Origin of the sequence: Paraburkholderia strydomiana (assembly GCF_031456815.1) — a bacterium.
GTDB lineage: Bacteria > Pseudomonadota > Gammaproteobacteria > Burkholderiales > Burkholderiaceae > Paraburkholderia > Paraburkholderia caledonica.
In genome coordinates this window covers 413,630-439,766 of record NZ_JAVDVL010000003.1, presented here as the reverse complement: position 1 = coordinate 439,766, position 26,137 = coordinate 413,630, and the positions used below count along the sequence as shown (strand labels likewise).

The window sequence follows — 26,137 nt, the reverse complement described above, 5'->3', positions numbered from 1 at the left end:
ATGAACCGCTGTGTCAGCCCAGGCTTCTGGTGTATCTGCGTTCCAGAACCCGGTAGTAAGTGAGCATCACGATCAGATTCGCAACCAGCAACAGCAGCGCGATGGTGGCGCCGAGCGGCCAGTTCAGCGAGCCGAGGAATTCGTCGTAGACGGCGGTCGCGGCGACCTTTAGCCGGCGTCCGCCGAGCAGTCCGGGAATCGCGAATGCGCTTGCCGACAAACCGAACACCATCAGGCTGCCCGACAGAATGCCAGGCGTGAGTTGCGGCAACACGATGCGGCGCAGCGTCGTTGCGGGCGACGCCATCAACGACAGCGCTGCGTTCTCCGTTTGCGGATCGAGTTTCTGCAACGCGGTCCACACGGGAATCACCATGAAGGGCAGCATGACGTGCACCAGTGCAATGACGATCGCGAAGGTGGTGTACTCGAGCTTGTAGGGGCCGAGGCCGAAGAGGCCGAACGCCTGATTCACGAGTCCGTTGCTGTTGAGCAGCATGCTCCACCCGAACGCACGCACGACGACCGAGACGAGCAGCGGCGCGAGAATCACCAGCAGGAACATCGAACGATACGGATCGCGCATGCGCGACAGCACATATGCTTCTGGCGTGCCGATCACGACGCACAGCAGCGTGACGAGAAACGCAATGCCGAACGTGCGCAGAAAGATCGTGTGGAAATACGATGAGCCCAGCACTTCCGCGTAATTGCCGAACTGGAACGCGGCGAGCGGGCCGCTTGCCGGATCGAAACGATAGAAGCTCAACACAAGCGTCATCAGAAGCGGCACGAGCACGAGCGCGACGAACAGCAGGAACGCAGGCAGGCACATGAGCCACAGCGGCAAGAATGCGCGCCACGGCGCACGCTTCACGCCTGCGGACGCGGACTTGCCGTTCTCCGTTGCGGGCAGCGTGCTATCCATGATGCGCATCCCGCTGGATAAAGCGGATCGCTTCGCTGTTCCAGTCGACGCCGACTGCCGCGCCTTCGGGCAACGGCTCATTGCCTTCGTTCTGGCAGCACACCAGCACTTCGCCGAGCCGGCTGTCGAGGCGATACAACCACTGACTACCGAGGAAAAAGCGGCTCGTGACCGTGGCCGGCACACGTCCCGCGTCCGGCGGACAGAGCCGGAGTTTTTCCGGGCGAATGCACAGCGTCACCGCGTCGCCTACGCCGACCACGCGCTCGCGCATCGGCAATTGCGCGGTACGGCCGGTCTCGCACAGATCGTGTCCGAGGTCGATGCGAATCGCGTCGCCCTCGCGCGCGATCACCGTGCCCGGCAACATGTTGGCCTTGCCGATGAACTGCGAGACGAAGCGATTCTCCGGGCGCTCGTACGCCTCGTATGGCGTGTCGATCTGCGTGATGCGGCCGGCTTCCATCACCACGACGCGGTCGCTAATCGACAGCGCCTCTGACTGGTCGTGTGTGACCATGATTGTCGTCGTGCCGATCTTGCGTTGAATGCCGCGCAGTTCGAACTGCATGTCTTCACGCAGCTTGGCGTCGAGATTCGACATCGGTTCATCGAGCAGCAGCACGGGCGGTGCGATCACGATTGCGCGCGCAATCGCCACGCGTTGCCGCTGCCCGCCCGACAACTCGCGCGGGAAGCGGTGCGCGAGCTGATCGAGCCGCACGAGCGACAACGCTTCGCGCACGCGTTCGTTGCGCTCCGCCTTGTCGACATTGCGCATTTCGAGTCCGAAGCCGACGTTCTCCGCCACGCTCATGTGCGGGAAGAGCGCGTAGCTCTGGAACACCACGCCGAGGCCGCGTTTGTTCGGCTTCATATGCGTGATGTCGCGACCGTCGAGCGTGATGCGCCCACGCGTTGTTTCGAGGAAGCCGGCGATCATCTGCAGCGTCGTCGTCTTGCCGCAGCCCGAAGGGCCGAGCAGCGAAACGAACTCGCCTTTTTCCACCGACAGATTGACGTCCGCAACGGCCTGAAGGTCGCCGAACGATTTCGTGACGTCTGTAAGTGTGAGGAACGACATGATGTGGCCTTTAGATGCCTCGATGACGCCGACTCTAGCCAGCCAAATTATGCGGCGTCAATTTGAAATTCCGATTGGCGATATTTAAATCATAAACATTCCGTTCAATGGAATGTCGAGACGGAATGCGGCGGTGAGTGTTTCACTGCACAGCAGTGGTAAAAACCCTATGAAACTGTGGTGGTGTAGCGAGGCGGGGCGGACGGCTGCGATTCCATCAATCACGCAAACGCTTTATAGTATTCCGGTGATTGAAATACAAACGAGCCAAAAGAGATGAATGCTGCCGCCAAGCGAGACACCAGAAGCGGGACCGCCGAAACCGCCGAACCGGGCGCGGTTCCCGGCACGGGCATGCTGGAACGCGCTTTCGCCGTGATTCGCGCATTGTCGGAAGCGCAGCCCGACGGCGGTCGCGTCACGCGTCTCGCGAAAGCAGTGGGTCTGACGCAGGCCACCGTGCATCGCATCCTGCACGCGTTGATCGCGGAAGGCATCGTCGAACAGGACGAAAACTCGAAGCTTTATCGCCTCAGCGTGAATTTTTTCGCGCTTGCGGCGCAAGCAGGAAACCCGAGTGGCATGCGCACGTTATGCCGCCCCGCGTTGTTGAGGCTTTGCGCGAGTCTTGGCGACACGATCTTCCTGCTTGTCAAAAGCAGTTTCGACGCGGTGTGTCTCGACATCTGCGAAGGCCCGTTTCCAATCCGCTCGTTCACGGGCGATATTGGCGGGCGCGTGGCGTTGGGCGTGGGGCAGGGCAGTCTCGCGATTCTCGCGTTCCTGCCCGAGGCGGAGCGCGAGGAAATCATCCGCTTCAATGTGCCGCGAATTCGCGGCTACGGAGTGCTGGACGAAGTGTACTTGCGCACCGAGATCGAACGCGTGCGGCAGTTGGGATACGCGGGCCGCAATAGCGGCGTGCTCGACGGCATGGCAGGCGTGGCTGTGCCGATTCTCGACCGCACCGGCGTGGCGGTCGCGGCATTGAGCGTGGGTACGCTCGCGGCGCGTTTGAGCGACGACCGCTTGCCGATGGTCGTCGAACTGCTGCGCCGTCAGGCCGAAGCGATCGGCCCGCAAACCAATCCGTTCGATGTCGCCCTGCGCCGGCCCATGCATGGCTTGTCGCGCGCCATGACCAGTGTGCGCATCGCCGGCTCGGAGCAGGAATAAGCGGCACAGGCGTGCGACAAAAGGGCGTCGCGCGCAAACTGCGCAACGCGACGCCCTTGCATCGAACGAGAACGGTGCGCCTAAAACACCTTCACGGGCACGTTCACGACGAGACGGTATTCCATGTTGTTGCCGTCCGAGTAGTGATAGCTGGCGTTATGCCACATGGCGATGAAGGTGACCTTGGTGTCCTTGAAGCGGCCGCTTTGCAGCGTATAGCTCGGAATAAAACCGAACTCGTGATGATGGCCGTGCACCGGCTCTCCGTTCTTCCAGTAGAGATCGTGCAACGCGGCTGACGGCGACGCGTTTTCCGCAGCACCCGCCGACCCATCGGCGCCCCAGCCATACGCGCCCCAGAACATCGCCTTCAGCCCCGGCACGCCCGCGTATTTTCCGTCGAATGTATAGCGCAGTTGCAGCGACTGTTCATGCGGCGCGTTGTAGTCGACGTCCATCGAGTTCGTCAGGTAGATGCCGTTCGTTTCGTTCACGTAGTCGAAGAACTGGTCGCCGAGTACTTGCTGATAACCGAGCAGCAGCGCGTGCGGGCCGTGTTGCGCGGACACGGACACGCTATAGGCGTTGCTGTTGATGTGCCCCTGACGCGACGCGCCTGTGTCGTGCGTCGAGTAGATGTTGGCGAGCCCGCTCCATTTGATCGTGGTCGGATCGCCGAACGACTGCGCGACCGAGCCGTAGTACTGGCGCCAGACGTCGTCGGCCTGATCGACGTACAGAGCCATCTCGCCGTTCTTCGCATAGTGCCAGGTGCCGCCGAGATAGGTCACGCGGTCGATTCGCGTGCCGCCATACGATGTGGTCAGATTGCTCAGATTCGTGTGACCGCGTGCATCGACCTTGGTGAAGCTGCCGGCCTCGAGCGTCGTGTGAGCAAGATCGTTGCTGACGAGCGAAACGCCAAGAAAGGTCGGCGGCAGCGCGCGGTTGTCGTGCGGTTCGAGAAACGGGTTCGTCACGTCTTGCAGACCGTATTTCACGACCGTTTCCGAAATGCGTCCTTTGATGTCGTACATGCCCGGGTACGCCCACGCGAGTTGTTGCGACCCGCCGCCGCTTTTCCCGACGTGCACCATGTTGCCCGCGCCGTTGCCGCCGTCGAGCTTCAGCGCCGCGAACAGCGACGCGTCGACGCCAAAGCCGATCAGACCTTGCGTAAAGCCGGATTCATAGTTGACCTGCATGCCTTGCACCCACGCATGACGGTAAGTCGTGGGTGGTGCCTGGAAGTAGTCGGAGTAATTGCGGAATTGCAGGTTCAGGTGGCTATCCGCGATGAAGCCCTGGCTCGCCGCCTGGCTCGATGGCGGCGTGGGCGGCGTGACGATTTGCGAGGCCTCGGCGTTGACGATGGCGTTCGTCGTGTCCGGCTGATCGTTGCGGATCTGACCGCCCTGGTCCGCGCGGCGCTTGTTCGCAGGCTGAGCCTGCGAGACCTGCGCGGGCGACGACAACGTTTGCGCGGCAGGCGGCACGATAGCCGGGCTGGTCGAGGGCTGCGCTATGGCGTCGTCGGCATACGCATTCGCGGCAACGGCCATGGCGGGGAGGGTAATTGCACAGCAAAGCGCGGCAGTGAGTCCGGACTTTTTTGACCGGTTTTTTGTTGGGTTATGTTTCATTGGGAATGTCTCGACAGTTGTTATTGAAACTCTGGCTGGCGCTTAGCCAGTCCATGCTGATCGCTCGTCATGCTGATGACATGACGAGCGAATCCCACGGCGTGGCATTAACGCCGCGCCGGTGAATGTGGGGCCGCTGGTTAAAACGTCCGGAACCTAATCGTTGCTAACGCGGATGCACGCCACTCGTGTCGAGTTCGCGCCGTGCGTCACGGGTTGCGGAATCTGAGCCGCACAAGCGTCGATCGCATCCGGACACCGTGTGCGAAACGCGCAGCCCGACGGTGGGCTCAGCGGCGAAGCGATTTCGCCGCGCAACAGCAGATGGCGCCGCGCTCGCTCGATCGCCGGATCGGGCACCGGCACAGCGGACAGCAAAGCGCGCGTGTATGGATGACGCGGCGTGCCGTACACATCGCGCTTGTCGCCGAATTCCATCACGCGTCCCAGGTACATCACGAGCACGCGGTGACTGATTGCCTTGACCACCGCGAGATCGTGCGCGACGAACAGTAGCGACAGCGACAACTCCCGTTGCAGATCGCGCAACAGATTGACGATCTGCGCCTGGATCGACACGTCGAGTGCGGACACCGGTTCGTCGCAGATCACCAGTTGCGGCTCGCCGATCAACGCACGCGCAATGCCCACGCGTTGACATTGGCCACCCGAGAACTCATGCGGATAGCGGCGTAGATGCTGCGCGTTCAGGCCGACCCGCTCCAGCATGGTCAGTACGCGGCGCTGCACGTCGGCGCGCGCGATGTCCTTGCCGTGTGTGAGCAACGGTTCGGCGACGATCTGTTCGATCGTCATGCGTGGATCCAGCGATGCGAGCGGGTCCTGGAAAATCATTTGCACGTCGCGGCGCAGCAGCGTCGTATCGCGGCGCGCGTTGGGCAATACGGTTTCGTTGCCGAGCCAACGCACGCTGCCGCTTGCAACTGGCGCGAGCCCGATGATCGCGCGCGCGAGCGTCGACTTGCCGCAACCGGATTCGCCGACAAGGCCGATCGTCTCACCGCGTCGAACGCTGAACGACACGCCGTCCACGGCTCGCAATGTCGTCTTGCCTGACCACGGGTAGCCACCGCGTGGCACACCGAACTGCACCTTGAGTTGTTCGACTGAGAGCAAGGTCGTTGCTTCGCCGCTTGCGATGGAAGTCGCGTTCATACGTGTTGTGCCTCGAGTATTTCTCCGACCGGACGGTGGCAGGCGCGCAGTGCTTGCGGATCGCCGTCCGCTGCAACGAGCGCAGGACGCGACTGGCGGCACTGATCGCTGCAGTACGCACAGCGCGGCGCGAATGTGCAACCTGCGCCGACTTCGCCAGGCAGCGGCGGATTGCCGGGAATGGTTTGCAACGGACGGTCGTCGTCAGAGCTGTCGGTGAGACGCGGCAATGCGTTGAGCAGCCCGCGCGTGTACGGATGCGTGGGCGCCGCAAAGAGCGATGCGGCACTCGCCTGCTCGACGGTCTGGCCGGCGTACATCACCATCACGTCGTCGCAGAGGCCCGCGACGACGCCCATGTCGTGCGTGATCAGAATGATCGCCGTGCCCCGCTCGCGATTCAGTTCGCGCAGCAACTCGATGATCTGCGCCTGCACGGTTACGTCGAGCGCGGTGGTGGGTTCGTCGGCGATCAGGATTTCGGGCTCGGACAGCAGCGCCATTGCGATCATCACGCGTTGCCGCATGCCGCCGGAAAATTCATGCGGATACATGCCGATGCGGCGTGCGGAATCGGGAATGCGCACCGTTTCGAGCGTTTCGATCGCGCGGCGGCGCGCGTCGCGGCGCGACATCTTGCGATGCAGTTGCAGCGTTTCGGTCATCTGCCGTTCGATCGTCAGGAACGGATTGAGCGAGGTCATCGGGTCCTGAAAGATCATGCCGATGCGATCGCCGCGGATTTTGTTCAGTGCCGCTTCGTTCATCGCAAGCAGGTTTTCGCCGCGATAGAGCGCTTCGCCGGAAACGTTGCCGTTGCCCGCGAGGAGACCCAGCAAGGCCATGACCGTCTGGCTCTTGCCCGATCCGGACTCGCCGACAATGCCGAGCGTGCGGCCTGGTTCGAGCGAAAACGACACGCGTTGCACCGCGTCGACGGGTGCGCCTTCGCGGCGCGTGAAGCGCACGCTCAGGTTTTTGACTTCGAGTAGCGGCATGTCAGCGGTCCTTCGGATCGAAAGCGTCGCGCAAACCGTCGCCGACAAAATTCACGCAATAGAGCGTCACGCACAGCATCACGGCCGGGCATAGCAGAAGCCAGGGCATGGATTCCAGCTTCTGCGCGCCGTCCTGAATCAGCACGCCCCAGCTTGTCATCGGCTCCTGCACGCCGAGACCGAGGAACGACAAAACCGACTCCGTCAGCACGATGTTGGGCACGGTCACACTGGCGTACACCACGACGACGCCGAACAGGTTCGGCACGATATGACGCACGATGATCGACCGCGAACTCACGCCGATGGCCTTAGCCGCGTCGATGAACTCGCGCGAGCGCAGCGACAGCGTCTGGCCGCGCACCACGCGCGCCATGTCGAGCCATGAAAACGCGCTGATGGTCAGCACGACGAGATAGAACGCGCGGCCGAACATCGTCATCATCAGAATGGCGATCAGCATGTAGGGAATCGCGTACATCATGTCGACGATGCGCATCATCACCGCATCGACGCGGCCGCCGAGATAACCCGCGGTCGCGCCATATGCAACGCCGATCAGTCCCGACACGAGCGTGCCGAGCAAGCCGACTTCAAGCGAGACGCGCCCGCCTTGCAGCGTGCGCGCGAGCAGGTCGCGGCCGAGCTCGTCGGTGCCGAACCAGTGCATGTTTTGCAGCGTGGGCGGCAGGCTGATCGCGGACCAGTCGCTGTCGATAGGGCCGTTGGGCAGCAGCCACGGACCGGCCACGCATGCGATCACGATCAGCAACAGAACGGCAAAACCGGTGAACGCCGCGCGGTTGCGTACGAAGCGCGCGGCGGCGGTAGCGAGCGGCCCGCGCGAGCGGGGGGCGCTGGCAATGGCCGCGAGCGGATCGAGCGCCGCGGCAGTCGATTGAATGGAGCGGGCCATGATCAGTACCGGATACGCGGATCGAGCCACGCATACGCGAGGTCGACCAGCAGATTGAAAAGCACTGCAACGGCGGTCGTCAGCACGACGAGGCCGAGCACCAGCGTGTAATCGCGATTGATCGCGCCGTTCACCACCAGTTGGCCGAGCCCCGGCAGTGCGAATACCGACTCGGTCACGACAGCCGCCGTGATCGACGAAATACAGACCGAGCCGAGCAGTGACACGACAGGCATGAGCGCCGGCTTGAGCGCGTGACGCAACACGATCGTGCGGCCCGGCAAGCCTTTCGCGCGAGCCGTGCGAATGAAGTTGCCGGACAGCACTTCGATCATGCTGCCGCGCATTACCCGCGCAATTGCAGCCACGTTGATGAACGTGAGCAGCACGATCGGCAGCACGCGATAGCGCCATTCGCCTTCGCCCCAGCCGCCCGCAGGCAGCCAGCCGTGACCTTCCGAGGTCTTCAGCAGGATCGCGAAGATCCAGACGAGCACGGGCCCCAGCACGAACGGCGGCACGACGTTGCCGATGTTGCCGAGCACCATCACCGCGTGATCGACGAAACGGTCGCGGCGCACCGCGGCCAGCGTGCCGAGCGTGACGCCGATCACGACTGCAATCGGCACCGACACGCCGCCCACGCCGAGGCTCACCGGCAACGCTTTCCACACCAGGTCGTTGACCGACCAGTCGGCGTAGCGGAACGACGGCCCGAGATCGCCGTGCAGCAGCGAACCGAGGTAGTGGAAGTACTGCAGCCACAAGGGTTCGTCGAGGTGATACCTGGCGTTGAGATTCGCGAGCACGGCCGCCGAAAGTTGCTTCTCGGTGTCGAATGGCCCCCCCGGCGTGAGATGCAGCAGCAGATAGCACGCGGTGATCACGGCGAGAATCGTCGGGATCGCCCAGAGCGTGCGGCGCAGCGTATAGGCCAGCATGTCGATGCTCCGCGCTTAGTGCTTGATCAGATACATGTCTTGTGTGGCGCGCTGGTCGACGTAGTTGGTCGACGTATAGCCGCCCACGTACGGCTTCACGAGCCGCACCGCCGAGTACTGGAAGAGCGGCACCATCGGGTAGTCGTTCATTGCCGTGTCATGCGCCTTCGTGAGAAGCTCGGTGCGCTTTGCGTCGTCGAGTTGCTGGTTGGCTTCGTCGACGATCTTGTCCACTTGCGGATTGCAGTAGCGCTGATCGTTCTGCACGCTATTGCAGCGGATCAGGTCGAAGTACGACATCGCGTCGTTGTAATCGACGAACCAGCCGTCGCGCGAGGCCTGCACCTTGCCGTCATGCCGTTGCTTGAGCAGCACCTTGTATTCGACGTTTTCGAGCTTCGTATTCACGCCGAGCTTGGTGCGCCATTCGGACGTCGCGAAAAGCGCGACCTTCTTGTGCAGGTCGTTCGTGTTGTACGTCAGCGTGAAAGTAAGCGGCTTCGCGTCGGAATAGCCGGCGCTCTTCAGCAGATTGCGTGCGTAGTCGACGCGCTTTGCCATCGGCCAGCCGGCCCAATCCGGCTTGAAGACTGCCGCGCCTTGCGTACCCTTGGAGATGAGGCCGTACATCGGCAACTCGCCGTCGGCGGTCAGACGCTGCGTCAGCAGGTCGCGGTCGAGCACCATCGAAAGCGCCTGACGCACGCGCTTGTCCTTGAAGATCGGATCTTCGTTGTTCAGGCTGTAGTAGTAGGTGGCGATCTGCAGCCCGGTCTTTAGCTCGGGGCCGAACTGCTTGCTCACTTGTGCATAGATGCCCGACGGAATCGAATACGTGTAATCGAACTGGCCGGCCTGGTACATGCGCATGGCCGTTTCATCGTTTTCGATCGGCAAATAGGTCACTTTCGTGATCACGACCTTGCTCGCGTTCCAATAGGTCTTGCTCTTCGCGCCGACGAGACGGTTGTTGGGTTGCCAGTCGGCGAGCGTGTAAGGACCGTTGCCGACGAAGTTGCCCGGCCGCGTCCACTCGTTTCCAAACCGGGCCACGACGTCGCGATTGACCGGCGCCATGGTCGGCATCGCGGCAAGCTGCGGGAAGAAGGCCGCGGGCACTTCGGTGGTGACTTCGATCGTGTACGGATCGACGGCTCGTGCGCCGAGGCTCGACAGCGGCGCCTTACCCGCCAGGATCGCCTTCGCGTTCTTCACGAATTCGACCAGCACCGTGTATTTAGAGCCTGTCTTCGGATCGAGCACGCGTTGCCATGCGTAAATGAAGTCTGCTGCTGTGACCGGCTGGCCGTTGCTCCAGCGCGCGTCGTGGCGCAGCTTGAAGACCCACGTGTCGGGCCCGGTGCGCGTCCACGATTGCGCGACGCCGGGGACGACCGCGCCGGCCGCGTCGATGCGCGTGAGGCCTTCGAACATGTCGAGCGCAATGGTGTTGCCTGTCCACGATTCGATATGAGCGGGGTCGAGCGATTCGGTTTCCGCCGGCACCTGGCGGGTGATCTCCTGGCTGGCGGCGAGCGTGACGCCGGGCGGCACCGTGACGGCAAACGCGGACGAGGTAAATGTAAGGACGAGCGCACTCAGCGCCGTCGCATAGGCAAACGGGGTTTTCATCGGTTCAGAATCGCAGGAAAGGTCGAGAGAGAAACGCGCTGACGCGGGAGCGCCCGGCTATCTGTCTTATTCGGGCCTGGGCGGCCCTTGTTGTTTGTCCGACATGCAGGAATCCTTACATTTGGTAATGCAGGCTGTCCCTGCCGGATGAACCGGAAAAGGAGCCCGCTTCTTTAAAACAGTCTCGGGGTGCCGACCCAGACGACCACCGACTCCACGCGAGCGGTGTTCACCCAGCTGTGCGGCACCGTCGATTCGTAATGCGCGCTGTCTCCTGCGCGCAGCACAAACGTCTTGCCTTCCAGCGTCAACGACACTTCGCCGTCGATCACATACATGAACTCTTCACCGGCATGCGTCGTGACTTCCGAGCGCTTTTGCCCCGGCGGCATTCTCACGAGGATCGCCTCGAGCTGACGGCCGCCCGTCACATTGGTCAATCGGGCAAACAGATTGGCCGAGTCCGCGAAACCGAAAAACTTCAGCTGATCGCCGCGGCTTACCGACCGCTCTTCGCTAGGCGTGTCGACGAAATACTGAACCGTCACTCCTAGCGCGTGAGCGATGCCGGCAAGCGACGTGATGGAGGGCGACGCCAAACCTCTCTCCACCTGCGACAAAAACGGCTTGGAAATTCCCGCCGCGGTTGCCGTGTCGTCCAGCGTTCGCTTGAGTCGTTGCCGCAACGCGCGGATCTTGCTGCCTATTTCGAGTGCCGCATTGCTCTTATGAATTGTCGTGACCATAGCAGGAGGAAATTAGCCCGTCAAAATTTGTTTGATATATACAAATATGGTTTGATGACGCCTTGGCGGGACTGCGGGCCTGGAGCCCCGCCTGGATACGCGTCACATTTTTCGAGACAGCACGCTATGTTGCCAGAAGCCACACGACCTCCGGCCAATTTGACCGATAAGGCCGAGGAAACCGGGCGTCTCTTCCTCCAGGATCGCGCGAGGTTTCGGCGCTTTGCAAGGCTATGCAAACTGAATATCAAGACGTTAAGGGCATGACACGACGGACAGTTTCCGATGCCGCTCTCCAATCCCTAAGTATGGGCTGGCGAGATGCAACTCCCACCGCCGGGACCGACAACTCATGAACGCCGGACCGTTCTCCGCAATTCGATTTTTCGCGGCGGCTCGCAAGTCCTTGCCACCGCACACAACTGTTTCAAGCAAGAGGTAGATGATGGAATCATCCAGACGCGCTGGTGCGCATATTTCGCAGACGCGTTCTTTTTCGACCGTCTTTCTGATCGAGATGTGGGAACGTTTCGGCTACTACGGCATGGCTGCGCTGCTCGTGCTGTTCATGATCGACAAGCTGCACTTTGCAGACAGCCACGCGACACTCACGTGGGGCGCCTTCACCGCGCTCGTCTACGCGTCGCCGTCGATTGGCGGCTGGATTGGCGACACCATTCTGGGCGCGCGCCGCACGATGATTTTCGGTGCCGTAGTGCTGGCCGCCGGCTATCTGATGCTGGCGCTGCCCAACGACCAGCTTGCGTTCGTGTACGCGTCGCTTGGCGTGATCGTCGTGGGTAACGGTCTTTTCAAGGCGAACGCGGCGAATCTCGTGCGGCGCATCTATGAAGGCGACGACGCGCGCATCGACAGCGCGTTCACGATCTACTACATGGCGGTCAATATCGGCTCGACGGTTTCCATGCTCGCCACGCCGTGGATCAAGGACCATTGGGGCTGGCATACGGCCTTCGGCGTCTGCTGCGCGGGCATGCTGTTGTCGGTGGCGAACTACTTCGTGATGTTCCGCACATTGGCGCATATCGGCTCCGCCCCGGACGCCGAACCGGTACGCTGGCGGCGCGTCGGCGCGGTCGCAATTGGCGGCGTCGCGCTGGGCGTGGCGACCATGTTCGTGCTGCAGCACAAGGCGATCGCAGTCGCCTGCGTGTATGCAGCGGGCGCCGCGATTCTGGCTATTTTCGGCTACATGCTCCTCAAGTGCGAACGCTCGGAACGCGCGGGTCTCGTGGCTGCGCTGATCCTCACCGCTCAGGTGATCCTGTTCTTCGTGTTCTATGTGCAGATGTCTACGTCGCTCACGCTGTTCGCGCTGCGCAACGTCGATCCGCGGTTCTCGCTGTTCGGCGCGACGCTCTTTACCTGGAGCGCGGCGCAATTTCAGGCGCTCAATCCCATCTGGATCATGCTGCTGAGCCCGTTGCTTGCGCTGCTTTATACGCGGCTCGCGAAAAGCGGCAACGACGTCCCGGTCGCAGTGAAATACGCGTTCGGCTTCGCGGTGGTGGCGGCCGGCTTCTTCGTCTATGCGGCAAGCGGTCACTCGGCTGTCAATGGACGCGTGTCGTCGTGGTTCATGGTCGGCGGCTACGGGTTGTATTCGCTCGGCGAACTGCTCGTGAGTGGTCTCGGCCTCGCGATGATCGCCCGCTACGTACCCGCTCGTATGGGCGGCTTCATGATGGGCGCGTACTTCGTTGCGACCGGTGTGTCGCAGTATCTGGGCAGCGTGGTCGCGAATTTCGCGCAGATGCCGGCCGGCGACATGGACCCGCTCGTGTCATTGCCGCTTTATACGAAGCTCTTCACCGGTCTCGGCTGGCTTGCCGCCGCCGGTGCGCTCGTCGCGGTACTGCTGTTGCCGCTGATGCGCAAGCTCTCGCGTGAACATCAGCGATCCGGCAACGACGCGCGCGACCGCGCAACGCAGTCTGCTACGGCCGGCAGCGCGGTGACGGAATAAGCCGGTCCGCCGGAACGCGGTGGATTCAGTCTGGGGCTGCCGTCTTGCTGCCGTCTGGCCTCGCCGAAGTATCATGGCGCGGACATCTCAGGTAGCCGGTCAAATGGAAATCCACATCGCCGTAGAAGGGCATCACGACCTGTCCGGACAGATCTATCGCCAGTTGCGAGCCGGCATACTCGAAGGGCGTCTTGCCGGCGGCACGCGGCTGCCGTCGACGCGCGATCTCGCGACGCAGTTGGGCGTGTCGCGCAAGACAACGCTCGACGTGTTCGAGCGGCTTCTTTCGGAAGGCTATCTCACCGCGCGAGCCGGTTCGGGAACGTTCGTCGCCGACGGTCTCGAGCGCTTGCCGGTGGAGCGCTCGCCGCATGCGCGCGTGGCAGACTCGTCGCGCGAACGTGCGAAGGGCAGGCGGGACGCGGCGCGCGCACAACCGCTGTGGGAGCAGATGCCCGACAGCTTGCCGGTGCCGCGGCCATCGGTGGCGTCGCCGTACGATTTCATAGGCGGTGCCACCGACAAGACGCTGTTTCCATTCGACGTCTGGCGCCGCTGCGTGAATCATGCGTTGCGTACGCAAGCGCGCGGACAGGGAACGTATCGCGACGCAGCCGGCGAACAGGAGTTGCGTCTGGCGATCGCGCGCTATCTCGCGTTCAATCGGGCGGTGTCGAGCAACTGGGAAGAGGTGATCGTCACGCAAGGCGCGCAGCACGCGCTCGACCTGCTCGCGCGCGTGACGCTCGGTCCCGGCGAAGTCGCCGCCATCGAAGATCCCGGTTATCCGCCGGCGCATGCGTGTTTCGAGGCGACCGGTGCGCGCGTGGCGCATGTGCCCGTCGACCGTGAAGGTTTGATCGTCGGCAAACTGCCGGACAATGCGCGGCTTGTCTACGTGACGCCGTCGCATCAGTTTCCGCTGGGTATGCCGATGAGTCTCGAGCGTCGTGTCGAGCTGCTCGAATGGGCGCAGAAACGCGGCGCGGTGATCATCGAAGACGATTACGACTGCGAGTACCGTTTCGAAGGCCGGCCGATGGAGCCGTTGAAAAGCCTCGACCGCGCCGGCCTGGTTGCATACGTGGGTACGTTTTCGAAAACTATCTTTCCGGAGTTGCGGGTCGGCTACGTGGTGCCGCCCGCTTCGCTTTACGGGCCGCTTTACAAGGCGCGTCAGATTGCGGATTGGCACGGCTGCACGCTGACGCAAACCGCGCTGGCGTCGTTCATGCTCAACGGCGACTTCGCCAAGCACTTGCGGCGCATGCACAAGACGTACGCGGCGCGGCGCGCACGACTGCTCGAACATCTGCAAGGCGGGCTTTCACCGTGGTTCGAGCCGATCGTGCCGACGGCAGGCATTCATATAGCGGCGCGCCTGCGAGCGCCGCTGACGGAGCAGGCCGTGGTGACGGCGGCGCGCGAGGCGTCGATCGGTCTGTACGGACTCGCGCCGTTTTATCAGCGCGCCAAACCACAGGCCGGTCTGATTTTCGGCTACGGCAACATCGCCGAGCCACATATCGATACGTCGCTCGGGACACTTGCGGGCATCCTTGCGCGCCTCGCTTCGTCGCCTGGCAACTGAGACGTCCGATGCGACGCGATGGCGTTGCATGGATTCGCGTGGCGCGGCCAATGCGGAGTTACCCGAAGCGCCGGTTGCCGGTCGCTTCGCGAATCGAAGACAAGGCCAATGCCGTCCAGCGAACGTCGAGACGCGGTGCCCGCAGCGCCAAAAATGACCGGGCGATGGCACGTCTCGATCCATCGCGCCGTGCAGAATGTGCCGCTATACATGCACTGAAACCGCTTGTAACGCACGTTACGTGTCCGTGTTGAAGGGGCCGCCAAAGCAGTTTAGCCCCTGAAACAAGGATCAAAATGTGTCGCGCAGTCTGCGCCGCGCAACAAACCTGCGCTGTTATACATAAAAGAGTCGCGCAAATCGCATCAGCGCTTGTAGAATCCGGCGTTGAAGCGTGCACATACCGTATGCGCTTCGTGCAATTCACTGACCACAACAGGTAGGAGAAACATGCCGACTTCCGCAAAAAAGGTGGCCAAGAAGGCTGCTGCCCCGGTACCGACCAAGAAGGTTGCTGCAAAGAAAGTCCCTGCGAAGAAAGCTCCCGCAGCTAAGAAGGTCGCCGTGAAGGCGTCCAGCGCACCGTCGCCGATCAAGGACACCTTCACGAAGGCCTCGCTGGCTGCACACGTTGCTGAACGCGCCGCTGTGGAACCGAAGGCTGCGAAGGCTGTTCTGGCCGCACTCGAAGACACGATCCTCGGCGCTGTTCACAAGAAGGGCGCTGGCGAATTCACGCTGTCGGGTCTTCTGAAGATCGTCGTGCAAGCTGTGCCGGCCAAGAAAAAGCGCTTCGGCAAAGACCCGTTCTCGGGCGAAGAGCGCTGGTTCCCGGCCAAGCCGGCTAGCGTGCGCATCAAGGCACGCCCGCTGAAGAAGCTGAAGGACGCTGCAGCAGGCTAATTGCGCATCGCGCGTCGCCCAGGCGGTTGACCACGTTCGCGTTGGTTGACCTCCGCGGCTCACGCACTGCAATTCCGCACTGCAAGTCGTATGAATCCCCGTGAATGAAAGTTCACGGGGATTTTTTTGCGCCCAAGTTTACGCTCGTTCTTGCGCTCCTAATGCGCGCCGCAGGTCCCAAAAGCGCGATGCGGTGCATCCGCCATTCGCGCGTGCACTGTACTAGCGCATCGTGTGCTGCCGCAGTACGATGACAGCGAGACCCTTTGCCCCGCTATGCGCTGTTCGTGTGCACGTCTGCGGTTTCATGCGCTAAAAGCCGAATGGCATAGCGCTTGCTTGAACGAATATCGAACACCGAATGCGCAGCGCATTCGCCTTCTATCCGACAACAAGAGCGGGGCGTGACATGCGATGCTATGACGAGATGCGTCATCATGACGATGCCGTGCGGCCACACTACGCGCGCTTCGAACGGTGGCTCTCGAAGCAGGGAAACGAAGCGATCGCACGCAAGCGTGCCGAAGCGGACCTGCTGTTTCGCCGGGTCGGTATTACGTTTGCGGTGAACGGCGACCTGTCGGGAACCGAGCGGCTCATCCCCTTCGACCTGATTCCACGCATCATTCCGCGCGACGAATGGAAGACGCTCGAAGCGGGTTTGCGTCAGCGGGTGAGGGCGCTCAATCTGTTCATCCACGACGTGTACCACGATCGCAAAATCGTGCGCGCGGGCATCGTGCCCGCTGAGCAGGTTTATACCAACGCGCAATATCGGCCGGAAATGCAGGGCGTGAATGTGCCGCTCGGTGTTTACGCGCATATTGCCGGTGTCGACGTGGTGCGCGCTGGCGACGAGGGCGAGTTCTACGTGCTCGAAGACAATCTGCGGGTGCCGTCGGGTGTGTCGTACATGCTCGAAAATCGCAAGATGATGATGCGGCTTTTCCCCGAGCTATTCGTACAGAACCGCATTGCGCCGGTCGCGCATTATCCCGATCTGCTGCTCGATACGCTGCGCTCGGTAGCGCCCGAAGGCGTCGACGATCCGGTCGTGGTGGTACTCACGCCGGGCATGTACAACTCCGCGTATTTCGAGCACACGTTCCTCGCGCAGCAGATGGGTGTCGAGCTGGTGGAAGGCAAAGATCTTTTCGTCGACGACAACTATGTGTTCATGCGCACCACGCAGGGACCCAAGCGTGTGGACGTGATCTATCGCCGCGTGGACGACGATTTTCTCGACCCGCTCGCGTTCCGTAACGATTCGGCGCTGGGCGTGCCGGGCCTACTGACTGCGTATCGCGCGGGACGGGTCGCGCTCGCGAACGCGATGGGCACCGGCATCGCCGACGACAAATCGATCTATCCGTACGTGCCGGAAATGATCGAGTTCTATCTGGGCGAGAAGCCGATTCTGAACAACGTTCCCACGTTCCAGTGCCGCAAGCCCGACGATCTGGCTTACACGCTTGCGCATCTGCCGGAACTGGTCGTGAAAGAGGTGCATGGCGCGGGCGGCTACGGGATGCTGGTCGGACCCGCGTCGACGAAAGCCGAGATCGAAGCGTTCCGCGAGCGTCTGATCGCGCGGCCGGCGGGCTATATCGCTCAGCCCACGCTGGCGCTGTCCGCGTGCCCCACGTTCGTCGAAGCCGGCATCGCGCCGCGCCACATCGATCTGCGTCCGTTCGTGCTGTCAGGCAAGACCGTCACGATGGTCGCGGGCGGACTCACTCGCGTCGCGTTGCAGGAAGGCTCACTCGTCGTCAATTCGTCGCAGGGAGGCGGGACCAAGGACACGTGGATGGTCGACTGACGCAGTTGCCGCGCGGTTGCAACCACCGCGCCCGCAACCCAGCGCGCCGGGGCGTTTATCACTAAGCCGCCGGCGCATACGGATAACCAGCGCGAGCTTTCACTTCATCGAGCTTCGCGTCATCAGATACGGAACGCCGTCATGTTAAGCCGCACCGCCGATCACCTTTTCTGGATGGCCCGCTACATGGAGCGCGCGGAGAACACCGCCCGCATGCTCGATATCAATCTGAAGGCGCTTCTGCTGCCGCAGACGCCCGATCAGGAGGCGCGCGCACAACGTTCGGTGCTGCGCATTTCCGAACTCGAAACAGCGTTCGCACAACGCTACGACGAGCCGACGCGCGAACACGTGCTCGACTTCATGGTGGCGGACGCGAACAACCCCTCGAGTATTCACTCGTGCCTGCAGGCGGCGCGCGAAAACGCGCGTGCCGTTCGCGGTACGTTGACGACCGAATGGTGGGAGACCATCAACGATACGTGGCTCGAATTCAACGAGCGCATTTCGTCTGGTCAGGCAGCGGCCAATCCGGGCGCGTTGTTCGAATGGGTGAAGTTCCGCTCGCATCTTTCGCGTGGCGTGACGATCGGCACGGCGCTGCAGGACGACGCGTTTTTCTTCACGCAGTTGGGTACTTTCCTCGAACGCGCCGACAACACCGCGCGAATTCTCGACGTGCGCTTTGCCGACGTCGAACCGAATTCACGCGACGCCGCGCGCCAGCTCGAAGACTTCTATTACTGGACTTCGATCCTGAGCTCTGTGTCCGCGCTGGAAATTTATCGCAAGGTGTATCGCGATGTCGTCACGCCAGCGCGTGTGGTCGAGCTGATGATCCTGAACCAGCAGATGCCGCGTTCGCTGCTGGCTTCGCTCGAAGGCGTCTGCGCGAATCTGGCGATGCTGCGAACGTCCGGCTCGAACCAGTGCGAGCGTTTTGCCGGCAAGCTGCGCGCCGAACTGCTGTACTCCGACATCCGGCAGATTTTCGAAGCCGGCCTGCACGCCTACCTGACCCAGTTCCTCGCTCGCGTGTTCGAGCTGGGCAATCTCGTCGCGCGTACTTATCTCATGCTGCCAGTCGCCTGACGGAGTGCTTATGTACCTGACGATCCGCCACGACACGTCCTATCGTTACGAAGCGACTGTCCATTATTCAATCCAGCAATTGCGCCTGACTCCAGCCAACGGCGCTTCCCAGATGGTGCGGCGCTGGAGCATCGACACGCCGGGCAAGCTCGACCCGGCCTTCGACGCCTATGGCAACGTGCTGCATACGCTCGTCATCAACAAGCCGCATAGCGAGATCCGGCTGCAGGTGTCGGGCGAGGTCGAGACGATTGCGCTGATCGACGGCCGGCTTCTCGACGACGTCGGCCCGATTCCGCTCGAGCACTTCACGTGCGCGACGCGTCTGACCGAAGCGGACGCGGCGATCCGCGAACTGGCGGGCTCGGTCCCGAGCCTCACCAGTTCGGCGAATCTGATCGCGCTGTCCGAACGGATCGTGGAGCGCGTGAAGTACCACCCCGGCATCACCGAGGTCACCAGCACGGCGGCGCAGGCGCTCGCGCTCGGCAATGGCGTCTGTCAGGACCATGCGCATCTGATGCTCGCTTGTTGCCGCGCGCGTGGAGTTCCGGCGCGCTACGTGAGCGGCTATATCGAACCCGGCGACGTGCCGCATGCGGCGAGCCATGCATGGGTGGACGTGTGGGTAGACGGCACGGGCTGGGTGTCGATCGACGTCACGCATGCGGCCTTTGCCAGCGAAATCTACTGCAGGCTGGCGGTCGCGCGTGACTACGAGGCTGCGGCGCCGGTGCGCGGCCGGCGGATCGGCGGCAGGGAAGAGGAGTTGGAAGTCTCGGTAACGGTCAGCGCGCAGATGTCTCAGTAGGTTGCGGGGCCGCAAGCGCACGGAAGGTGGCTGTGTACGCTGCCTTCGGCCGAGTTCGGTCCGCAATTGCCGGGCACGCGAGCCTGTTTTGTGCGGGCGCTTGTCGAGCGCGCGTGCTATCCCGCTTGACGTTCCGCGTAGCGCCCACAGCGGCTGTCCGGCCGTGCCGGTGTTCGCCACTATCAAGAACAAACCGGCCGAGGCCGTAATACGGTGAAGAGGCGCATCTGCGCCGCATTACAATAGCGCCGTTCAGTCGTTTTTCGCGGGTATCCTCTCTTATGACTTACTGTGTAGCGATGTCCGTCGACGAGGGTCTCGTGTTCCTTTCGGACACGCGGACCAATGCGGGCGTCGACCACATCAGCACCGCCCGCAAGATGTCCGTGTTCGAGCAGCCGGGCGAACGCATGCTGGTGCTGCTCGGCGCGGGCAATCTGTCGCTGACGCAGGCGGTGTTGCACGAACTGTCGGAGCCGAGCGATCCGTCGCAGCCCACGCTCTGGAGCGCGCCCACCATGGCTGACGCGGCGCGCGTGATCGGCCGCGCGGTGCGTTGCGTGCATCAGCGGGAGGCGGAAGCGCTGCAGGAATTCGGCGTCGACTTCAATTGCAGCTTTATTCTCGGCGGGCAGATTGCCAACAACCGGCCGCGATTGTTCATGATCTATGCGGCGGGCAACTTCATCGAGGCCTCGGCGGTCAACCCGTATTTCCAGATCGGCGAGGCGAAGTACGGCAAGCCGATTATCGACCGGGTGCTCACGCCGTCCACGCCGCTCGACGAAGCCGCGAAGTGCGCGCTCATCTCAATGGACTCGACGTTGCGCTCGAACCTGTCGGTCGGGCTGCCGCTCGATCTGCTGGTTTATGAGAAAGATTCGCTGCGGGTCACGCGTTTCGTGTCCATCGATCACGACAACGCCTACTTCGAGATGATTCATCGCACGTGGGGCGAGCGGCTGCGTCAGGTGTTCGGCGAGATCCCCGATCCCGACTGGCACGAATCGCCCAATGTGCCGATGCTGCAGCGCGAGCGCGCGCTTGTCATGCATCGCGCGCCGGTGGGTGCTGATGGCGTGGAGCACGATCTCGACGCAAGGCCCGCGCAGACTCTGGCGCAGGCGGAGAAGGGCAAGGCGCAGCGCAGGTAGTTGTTGGGCGGTTTCGTGTTTGCTCATGGCTGCGCGTCGCAATCGACGCGGCGCAGATCTGCGATGTGATCGGAGTAAAAGGTCGTCACAAGCTCGCTTGGCGGGTGCGTCGGCGGCCTTTTCCTTTTGCATTCCGCTCAACTGTTGAGAACGTTAGCCAGAAGCAACGGACGAAAAAAAACCAGCCACCGGCTTTCGCCCGTGGCTGGTTTCAAACTGCGTAAGCTTCAGCAGTCCACCAAGCTCGATTAGAACTTGTGGCGAATACCCAGGCTGACGATTTCTTGCGAGCTCGAAGCCGAGTTGTAACCGTACGAACCGATTGCCGCGCCTGCGCTGACCAATGCGCCGGTCGAAGCACGCTGATCGCCGCTGGCGTGCTGGTAAGCACCGACCAGGTAGATGTCCGTGCGCTTCGACAGGTTGTAGTCGCCGCCCAGGGAAACCTGGTGATACGTTGCGCTCGCGTCGCCGCTAGCCTTCGTGTAGATGTAGCCAACGCCAACCAGCATTGCCGGCGTTGCCTGGTAGCCCAGGTATGCGCCGCCGACGTTGTACTTCTCGGTCGAACCGAAGCCCGAGAACGCGTCCGGCTTGTACTGCGCGTTGCTGTAGCGAAGGTTAGCCGTGAACGGGCCTGCTACGTATTGAACAGCAACCGAAGCGATACCGATCGACTTGGCAGCGGCGTATGCGCCGTTGACCTGGTTGTCGAACGTGCCGTCCGACGTGCTGCCGTTCCAGCCAGCCGACGGCGGCGTGCCAGCCGTGCGGCTAGCCAGCGTGTTGCCGTTGCTCATGTGGAAGTAGCCGGCTGCAATGCTGAACGGACCCGTGCCATACGTTGCAGCGCCTGCCCACGATTGACCCGAACCCGTTTGACCAGCGACGCCGCCCAGTGCGTACATACCTTCGAACTGGAAGCCGCCCCACACCGGCGAGGTGTACTTGATGGCGCTGTTCGTACGCGACGAGTTGTCGTTGTTGTCCACGTCGCCCGGCGTCGTGAACGTCGAGCCGAAGAAGTTGTCGCCCGTCAGCGGCTGGACCAAGTCGACCAGCGGGTCATACTGGCGACCCAACGTGACCGTACCCCACTGATCGCCGGTCAGGCCGACATATGCCTGACGACCGAACATGCGGCCGCCTTGGCCCAGACGGCCGTTGTTCGGATCAAAGCCGTTTTCCAACTGGAAAATCGCCTTCAGACCGCCGCCCAGATCTTCCGTACCCTTCAAGCCCCAGCGGCTGCCCTGCAGGTTGCCTGCAACCAGGCCCACTTGGTTCGTGTTGTGGGTGCCCGTCGCGTCGGTAACTGCGGTGTTGTGCGCGAACTGGATCGATTCATCGATCAAGCCGTACAGGGTCACGCTGCTTTGAGCGTGTGCAGCGCCGGTAACGCCGAGGAGCGCCAACGAGAGGGTAGACAGTGCGATTCGTTTCATCCAATTCTCCACGCAGATGATTAGTTTACTTGTTGCGGAAAGGAGAATAGCTCAGGGCGTCAATCGGTAAGAACTGGAAAAAAAAGAGTGTCGCCAAAAACCGACAATCGTCGCAAAGCCTTGTATTTAAAGCGGCTTTGGGATTGTTTCTTTTTTCGCAATATTGATTCGTTGTGTTCGCATTATTGTTGTTTCATTGACTCGGACCGCATCGGAACCGGCCGTTTAGGCAATTATGCGTAAGTAAACTGTAATAAAGTCGTCTAAACAGAGACTACGGGTTTTGGAGCGGGTCGAGGCAGGCGCGGAACGACTACGCCGAAAAGCGGACTAGACATGCCGGCCCGATTGTGATCAATGCGCACCATTGCGGGGCAAAAACGGTCGCAACAGTCGTTGCGCTACTTTGGCGCAACGTCGTCGTCCCGGTTGTGACGCGCGATGGTGGCCGCCGCGAGGCCGGCAGCCGCTGCCAGGGCGACTGATTTCCACGGGTGCTTGCGCACGTAGCGATCTGCCTCGACCGCTTTGCGGCTCGCCCCGAGCAACGTGACTGCGGCGAGATGGGTCGCTTGCGCCTCCGCCGAGATTACCGAGCGTCCGACGTTCAGCGCGGTCGCGCGCGCGGACGCCTTCTTGCGCAGTTGCATGCGGCGTAAGTCGTAAGCCGCATGCGTGCCGGCGCCCGGCTCCGCGTGGGCGCTGTCGAGCGAAGCCGTCGGCACGTCGCTGCCGGAAGCTTCGGCGCCAGCGTGCAAGGCCGCGTTTGCCGGCACCGTCGACGCCGCCAGCACCGATGCGAGTTTCGCGCGGCTGCCCGGCGGCGAGTCGGCCTGCATGCCCCAGCCGCCGCGCGGGTCGTTGAGACGGCCCCGCGCGGCCGAAAACTCAGCGCCGAGCAGCAGCACGGCGGCCGAGAAGTACAGCCACATCAGCAGCACGGCGAGCGATCCCGCCGCGCCGAACGAGCTTGCCATGCCGGCGTGCGCGAGATAGAGCGCGAACAGCTTCTTGCCGGCCGAAAACAGCACCGCCGCCACGGCCCCGCCGACCAGCGCATCGCGCCAACGTACCTTCGCATCCGGCAGGAATTTGAGCAGGCCGGCGAACGCAAACGCAAGCACCAGCAAACCCACGCCGAGTTGCAGCAGATTGCCGATCACGACATACGGCGAGTCGCCCCACAGCCATTTGCCGATGAACGTGATCACCGTATCGAGCACGAGGGAGACGATCAGCAGAAACGCGACGCCGAGCACCAGGCCGAACGAGATCAGGCGCACGCGCACCAGCGCGATCACGCTCGATGTGCGTGGACCGGTGTTCGGCCACACGACGTTAAGAGCGCTGTTGAGCGACGAGAAAGTGGCGGACGCGCCGATTGCCAGCATCGAGAATGAGATGATGGCCGCGACGCCGCCCGCGCTGCCGCTGTGGTGCGCGTTCTCGACGATGGTCTGCACGCCCGCCGCGGCCTGGTCGCCGAGCAGCCCGTGGATGTGGTCGAACAGTTCACCGCGCGCGGCCTCGGCGCCGAAGAACCAGCCCGCCACGGCGATCACCATGACGAGGGTCGGCGCGAGGGAAAACGCGGCGTAGAACGCAATGCTCGCTGCCATTGCCGTGCAGCGGTCTTCGGAGAACTGCTTGAGCGCTCCGATTGCCCAGTTCGCTTGCTGGCGAGCCGCGTGCTGAAGGTTCTCGGCGGAAAGCGTGTCGATGTCCATGGTCGAAGTCTCGATGGGTACGGGCGCCGGCCGGTACGCGCGAACCGTTCGGCCAGCGCGGCGCAGCCGCGTATCGCTGTCTTCCGCAAACCTTGTGCCTGTGACTATAGCAAGCGCGTTAGTCCGCGAGCCGCTCGGCCACGCGCCGATGCGCATTGCCGCTAGACGCTAGAATGCGATGGCTTACCTCATCTACTTTTATAGACTGCCATGCATTCGCACGAAGCCTTAACGCAGTTGGACGTGATCCCCGCAGAAGAACTCGGAGCGCATTTGCCCGCGCATGTTCTCGCGCAGTTGCCGCCGCAAGGCGTAACGGTTTTCTCCGTGACCGACGACGCTTCGGACACCGCCGCCTTCAGCGCGCGCTACGGTTTTGGTCTTGAAGACTGCGCGAATACGATCGTGGTGCGCTATAAAAGAGACGGCGGCGAGCACTATGCGGCGCTCGTTTCGCTTGGGTCGTTGCGGCTCGACGTCAACGGCGCGGTGAAGGCGGCGCTCGGCGCGCAGCGGCTGTCGTTCGCCAAGCGCGAGGTGGCGGTCGAATTGAGCGCAATGGAGTTCGGCGGCATTACGACTTTCGGATTGCCGGCGGACTGGCGCATTCTCGTCGATGCCGCCGTGATGGAGCGCGCGCAGATCGTCATGGGCGCGGGCATCCGCGCGGCGAAGCTTCTGCTGGCGCCCCACGTGTTGCGTCAGTGGCCGCGTTGCGAGGTGGCCGACCTGACGTTGCCCGCGGAGTGAATCTCGTCGGCGTGCCCATCCAAAAGCACGCCGCATGAGAACGAGGCATGAGCCCCCTGAGGCGAACCCTCAGGCGAACCCGACACCCGCGCGGCTCAGCAACCGCCGGTTATGCTCGGAAAGGTTCTTCACGCGAAGCTGTTTGCCGGCTTTGCGATAACGCTCGTAAAGACCTTGCAGCGCCGCAAGCGCGGAATGATCTGCGAGCAGCAGATGACTGCAATCGATCGTGACGTCCGCCGGATCTTGCTGCGGATCGAACAACTCGTGAAAACGCGCGGTGGAAGCGAAGAACAGCGTGCCGCGCGGCACATAGGTTCTATTGTCGGCGCGGTCTTCGATATGCACGTGAACTTCGCGCGCGTGCTGCCACGCGAAGTTCAGCGCCGCGATCAGGATGCCGCACAGCACGGCGATCGCCAGATCGGAAAACACGGTGATGAGCGTGACCGCAATGATCACGAGTGCGTCGTTGCGCGGCACTTTGCCGAGCAAGCGCAGCGAACCCCATGCGAAAGTCTGCTGCGCGACCACGAACATCACGCCGACTAGCGCCGCCAGAGGGATGCGTTCGATGAGCGGCGACAGAAACAGGATGTACATCAGGATCATCACGCCGCTGACAATGCCCGAAAGGCGTGAGCGTCCCCCCGAATTCAGATTGATCATCGTCTGGCCGATCATCGCGCAACCGCCCATGCCGCCGAACAGACCCGAGGCGATATTCGCCGCGCCCAACGCGAGACACTCGCGGTTCGGCTGACCGCGGGTCTCGGTGATCTCATCGGTCAGGTTGAATGTCAGCAGCGTTTCCAGCAGACCGACAACTGCGATCAGCACCGCATACGGCAGCACGACTTGCAGCGTCTCCAGGTTCAGCGGGACGTCCGGCAGATTGAAACCCGGCAGCCCGCCCGCGATGTGCGCCATATCGCCGAGCGTGCGAGTAGGGAGATGCAGCAGTTGCGCAAATACGCCCACGCCGACGATCGCTACCAGTGCGGGCGGCGCTGCCCGCGTGACGCGCGGCAGTACATAAACGATCAGCATGGTGAGCGCGACGAGGCCGCACATCATCGCGAGCGCGCTGCCGTGCAGCCATGCTTCGCCTTGCGGCGTGCTCTGCCGGAAATGCGCGAGCTGCGCGGTGGCAATCACGATCGCGAGTCCGTTGACGAAACCGAGCATGACCGGATGCGGGACCATGCGGATCAGTTTGCCGAGCCGTAATGCGCCGAACAGCACCATCAGAACGCCGCTGAGTATGACGGTAGCGAGCAGATACTGTGCGCCGTGCTGAACGACCAGCGCCACGATAACAACCGCCATCGACCCGGCCGCGCCCGAAATCATTCCCGGACGGCCGCCGAAGAGCGCAGTGATCGTGCAGATGAAGAACGCGCCATACAAGCCCATGAGCGGATTGAGGTGCGCGACCAGCGCGAACGCGATGCATTCGGGAACCAGCGCGAACGACGAGGTCAGACCCGCGAGCACATTGGCGCGGATTCCGGAAAGCCTTGCGGGCCAACCGTGAGTAGGGCTAGCGGTATTCATCTTGAGCGAGGTGGTTTGCCGCGGCGAACGTTGCATCTGCAGATGCGGATGCCTGGCAACA

Annotated in this window: 21 protein-coding genes; 9 read left to right on the top strand and 12 right to left on the bottom strand. The window is 62.4% G+C overall.

Annotation, left to right across the window (positions count from 1 at the left end):
* Nucleotides 1-13: 13 nt before the first annotated feature.
* Together J2W46_RS11505 and J2W46_RS11500 are read right to left on the bottom strand one after the other, a co-directional pair.
* On the bottom strand, nucleotides 14-928 hold the full coding sequence (locus J2W46_RS11505; RefSeq protein WP_310353750.1) for an ABC transporter permease: 915 nt from the start codon (nucleotides 926-928) through the stop codon (nucleotides 14-16).
* Nucleotides 921-2,012, bottom strand: a complete 1,092-nt coding sequence (locus J2W46_RS11500) for an ABC transporter ATP-binding protein (RefSeq protein ID WP_087753921.1) — start codon at nucleotides 2,010-2,012, stop codon at nucleotides 921-923. The genes J2W46_RS11505 and J2W46_RS11500 overlap by 8 nt, the downstream gene beginning before the upstream one ends.
* A 276-nt stretch (nucleotides 2,013-2,288) precedes the next feature.
* On the opposite strand from J2W46_RS11500, the gene J2W46_RS11495 reads away from it, so the two are divergent.
* Complete coding sequence (locus tag J2W46_RS11495) at nucleotides 2,289-3,188, top strand: IclR family transcriptional regulator (RefSeq protein ID WP_087753920.1); 900 nt, start codon at nucleotides 2,289-2,291, stop codon at nucleotides 3,186-3,188.
* Nucleotides 3,189-3,268: 80 nt separating this feature from the next.
* Here the strand turns inward: J2W46_RS11495 and J2W46_RS11490 are convergent, their stop codons facing one another.
* The 7 genes from J2W46_RS11490 to J2W46_RS11460 form a co-directional block, all read right to left on the bottom strand.
* Nucleotides 3,269-4,831 carry an OprD family outer membrane porin gene (locus tag J2W46_RS11490; protein WP_027804654.1) on the bottom strand — a complete coding sequence of 521 codons (1,563 nt, stop codon included), beginning with the start codon at nucleotides 4,829-4,831 and terminating at the stop codon, nucleotides 3,269-3,271.
* A 156-nt stretch (nucleotides 4,832-4,987) separates the two neighbouring features.
* Nucleotides 4,988-6,007 carry an ABC transporter ATP-binding protein gene (locus tag J2W46_RS11485; RefSeq protein ID WP_087753919.1) on the bottom strand — a complete coding sequence of 340 codons (1,020 nt, stop codon included), beginning with the start codon at nucleotides 6,005-6,007 and terminating at the stop codon, nucleotides 4,988-4,990.
* The gene (locus tag J2W46_RS11480) at nucleotides 6,004-7,005 is read right to left on the bottom strand and encodes an ABC transporter ATP-binding protein (RefSeq protein ID WP_310353744.1); all 1,002 of its coding nucleotides are present in this window, start codon (nucleotides 7,003-7,005) and stop codon (nucleotides 6,004-6,006) included. Before J2W46_RS11480 ends, J2W46_RS11485 begins: the two co-directional genes overlap by 4 nt.
* Nucleotide 7,006: 1 nt before the next feature.
* Nucleotides 7,007-7,921 (bottom strand): ABC transporter permease, encoded by a 915-nt coding sequence (locus J2W46_RS11475; RefSeq protein WP_027777533.1) that lies wholly within the window; start codon nucleotides 7,919-7,921, stop codon nucleotides 7,007-7,009.
* 2 nt (nucleotides 7,922-7,923) lie between these two features.
* A complete protein-coding gene (locus tag J2W46_RS11470; protein WP_020068167.1) occupies nucleotides 7,924-8,862 on the bottom strand; it encodes an ABC transporter permease subunit in 939 nt (312 codons plus the stop codon).
* 15 nt (nucleotides 8,863-8,877) lie between these two features.
* Nucleotides 8,878-10,494 carry a peptide ABC transporter substrate-binding protein gene (locus J2W46_RS11465; protein ID WP_310353742.1) on the bottom strand — a complete coding sequence of 539 codons (1,617 nt, stop codon included), beginning with the start codon at nucleotides 10,492-10,494 and terminating at the stop codon, nucleotides 8,878-8,880.
* Between the two features lie 173 nt (nucleotides 10,495-10,667).
* Entirely contained in the window at nucleotides 10,668-11,240 is a 573-nt protein-coding gene (locus J2W46_RS11460; RefSeq protein WP_020068169.1) for a cupin domain-containing protein, read from the bottom strand.
* A 445-nt stretch (nucleotides 11,241-11,685) separates the two neighbouring features.
* On the opposite strand from J2W46_RS11460, the gene J2W46_RS11455 reads away from it, so the two are divergent.
* From J2W46_RS11455 to J2W46_RS11425, 7 genes are all read left to right on the top strand, one after another.
* Nucleotides 11,686-13,227, top strand: a complete 1,542-nt coding sequence (locus J2W46_RS11455) for a peptide MFS transporter (protein WP_310353739.1) — start codon at nucleotides 11,686-11,688, stop codon at nucleotides 13,225-13,227.
* Nucleotides 13,228-13,330: 103 nt separating this feature from the next.
* Entirely contained in the window at nucleotides 13,331-14,818 is a 1,488-nt protein-coding gene (gene pdxR, locus J2W46_RS11450; protein WP_310353736.1) for a MocR-like pyridoxine biosynthesis transcription factor PdxR, read from the top strand.
* Nucleotides 14,819-15,268: 450 nt separating this feature from the next.
* On the top strand, nucleotides 15,269-15,721 hold the full coding sequence (locus tag J2W46_RS11445; protein ID WP_020068172.1) for an HU family DNA-binding protein: 453 nt from the start codon (nucleotides 15,269-15,271) through the stop codon (nucleotides 15,719-15,721).
* 409 nt (nucleotides 15,722-16,130) lie between these two features.
* Nucleotides 16,131-17,540: a circularly permuted type 2 ATP-grasp protein gene (locus J2W46_RS11440; protein ID WP_027777539.1), complete on the top strand. Its 1,410-nt coding sequence runs from the start codon at nucleotides 16,131-16,133 to the stop codon at nucleotides 17,538-17,540.
* A gap of 141 nt (nucleotides 17,541-17,681) precedes the next feature.
* On the top strand, nucleotides 17,682-18,632 hold the full coding sequence (locus J2W46_RS11435; protein WP_020068174.1) for an alpha-E domain-containing protein: 951 nt from the start codon (nucleotides 17,682-17,684) through the stop codon (nucleotides 18,630-18,632).
* Nucleotides 18,633-18,642: 10 nt separating this feature from the next.
* Nucleotides 18,643-19,443, top strand: a complete 801-nt coding sequence (locus J2W46_RS11430) for a transglutaminase family protein (protein WP_088173324.1) — start codon at nucleotides 18,643-18,645, stop codon at nucleotides 19,441-19,443.
* A gap of 281 nt (nucleotides 19,444-19,724) precedes the next feature.
* Nucleotides 19,725-20,597 carry a proteasome-type protease gene (locus tag J2W46_RS11425; RefSeq protein WP_131318853.1) on the top strand — a complete coding sequence of 291 codons (873 nt, stop codon included), beginning with the start codon at nucleotides 19,725-19,727 and terminating at the stop codon, nucleotides 20,595-20,597.
* Nucleotides 20,598-20,845: 248 nt separating this feature from the next.
* On the opposite strand, the gene J2W46_RS11420 is transcribed toward J2W46_RS11425, so the two are convergent.
* Nucleotides 20,846-22,042, bottom strand: a complete 1,197-nt coding sequence (locus J2W46_RS11420; RefSeq protein WP_310353731.1) for a porin — start codon at nucleotides 22,040-22,042, stop codon at nucleotides 20,846-20,848.
* A 401-nt stretch (nucleotides 22,043-22,443) separates the two neighbouring features.
* On the bottom strand, nucleotides 22,444-23,769 hold the full coding sequence (locus J2W46_RS11415; RefSeq protein WP_310353728.1) for a YihY/virulence factor BrkB family protein: 1,326 nt from the start codon (nucleotides 23,767-23,769) through the stop codon (nucleotides 22,444-22,446).
* Nucleotides 23,770-23,979: 210 nt separating this feature from the next.
* On the opposite strand from J2W46_RS11415, the gene J2W46_RS11410 reads away from it, so the two are divergent.
* Nucleotides 23,980-24,519, top strand: coding sequence for a YbaK/EbsC family protein (locus J2W46_RS11410; RefSeq protein WP_310353725.1), 540 nt, complete (start codon nucleotides 23,980-23,982; stop codon nucleotides 24,517-24,519).
* 69 nt (nucleotides 24,520-24,588) lie between these two features.
* Here the strand turns inward: J2W46_RS11410 and J2W46_RS11405 are convergent, their stop codons facing one another.
* Nucleotides 24,589-26,076 (bottom strand): SulP family inorganic anion transporter, encoded by a 1,488-nt coding sequence (locus tag J2W46_RS11405; protein ID WP_310354147.1) that lies wholly within the window; start codon nucleotides 26,074-26,076, stop codon nucleotides 24,589-24,591.
* Nucleotides 26,077-26,137 lie beyond the last annotated feature (61 nt).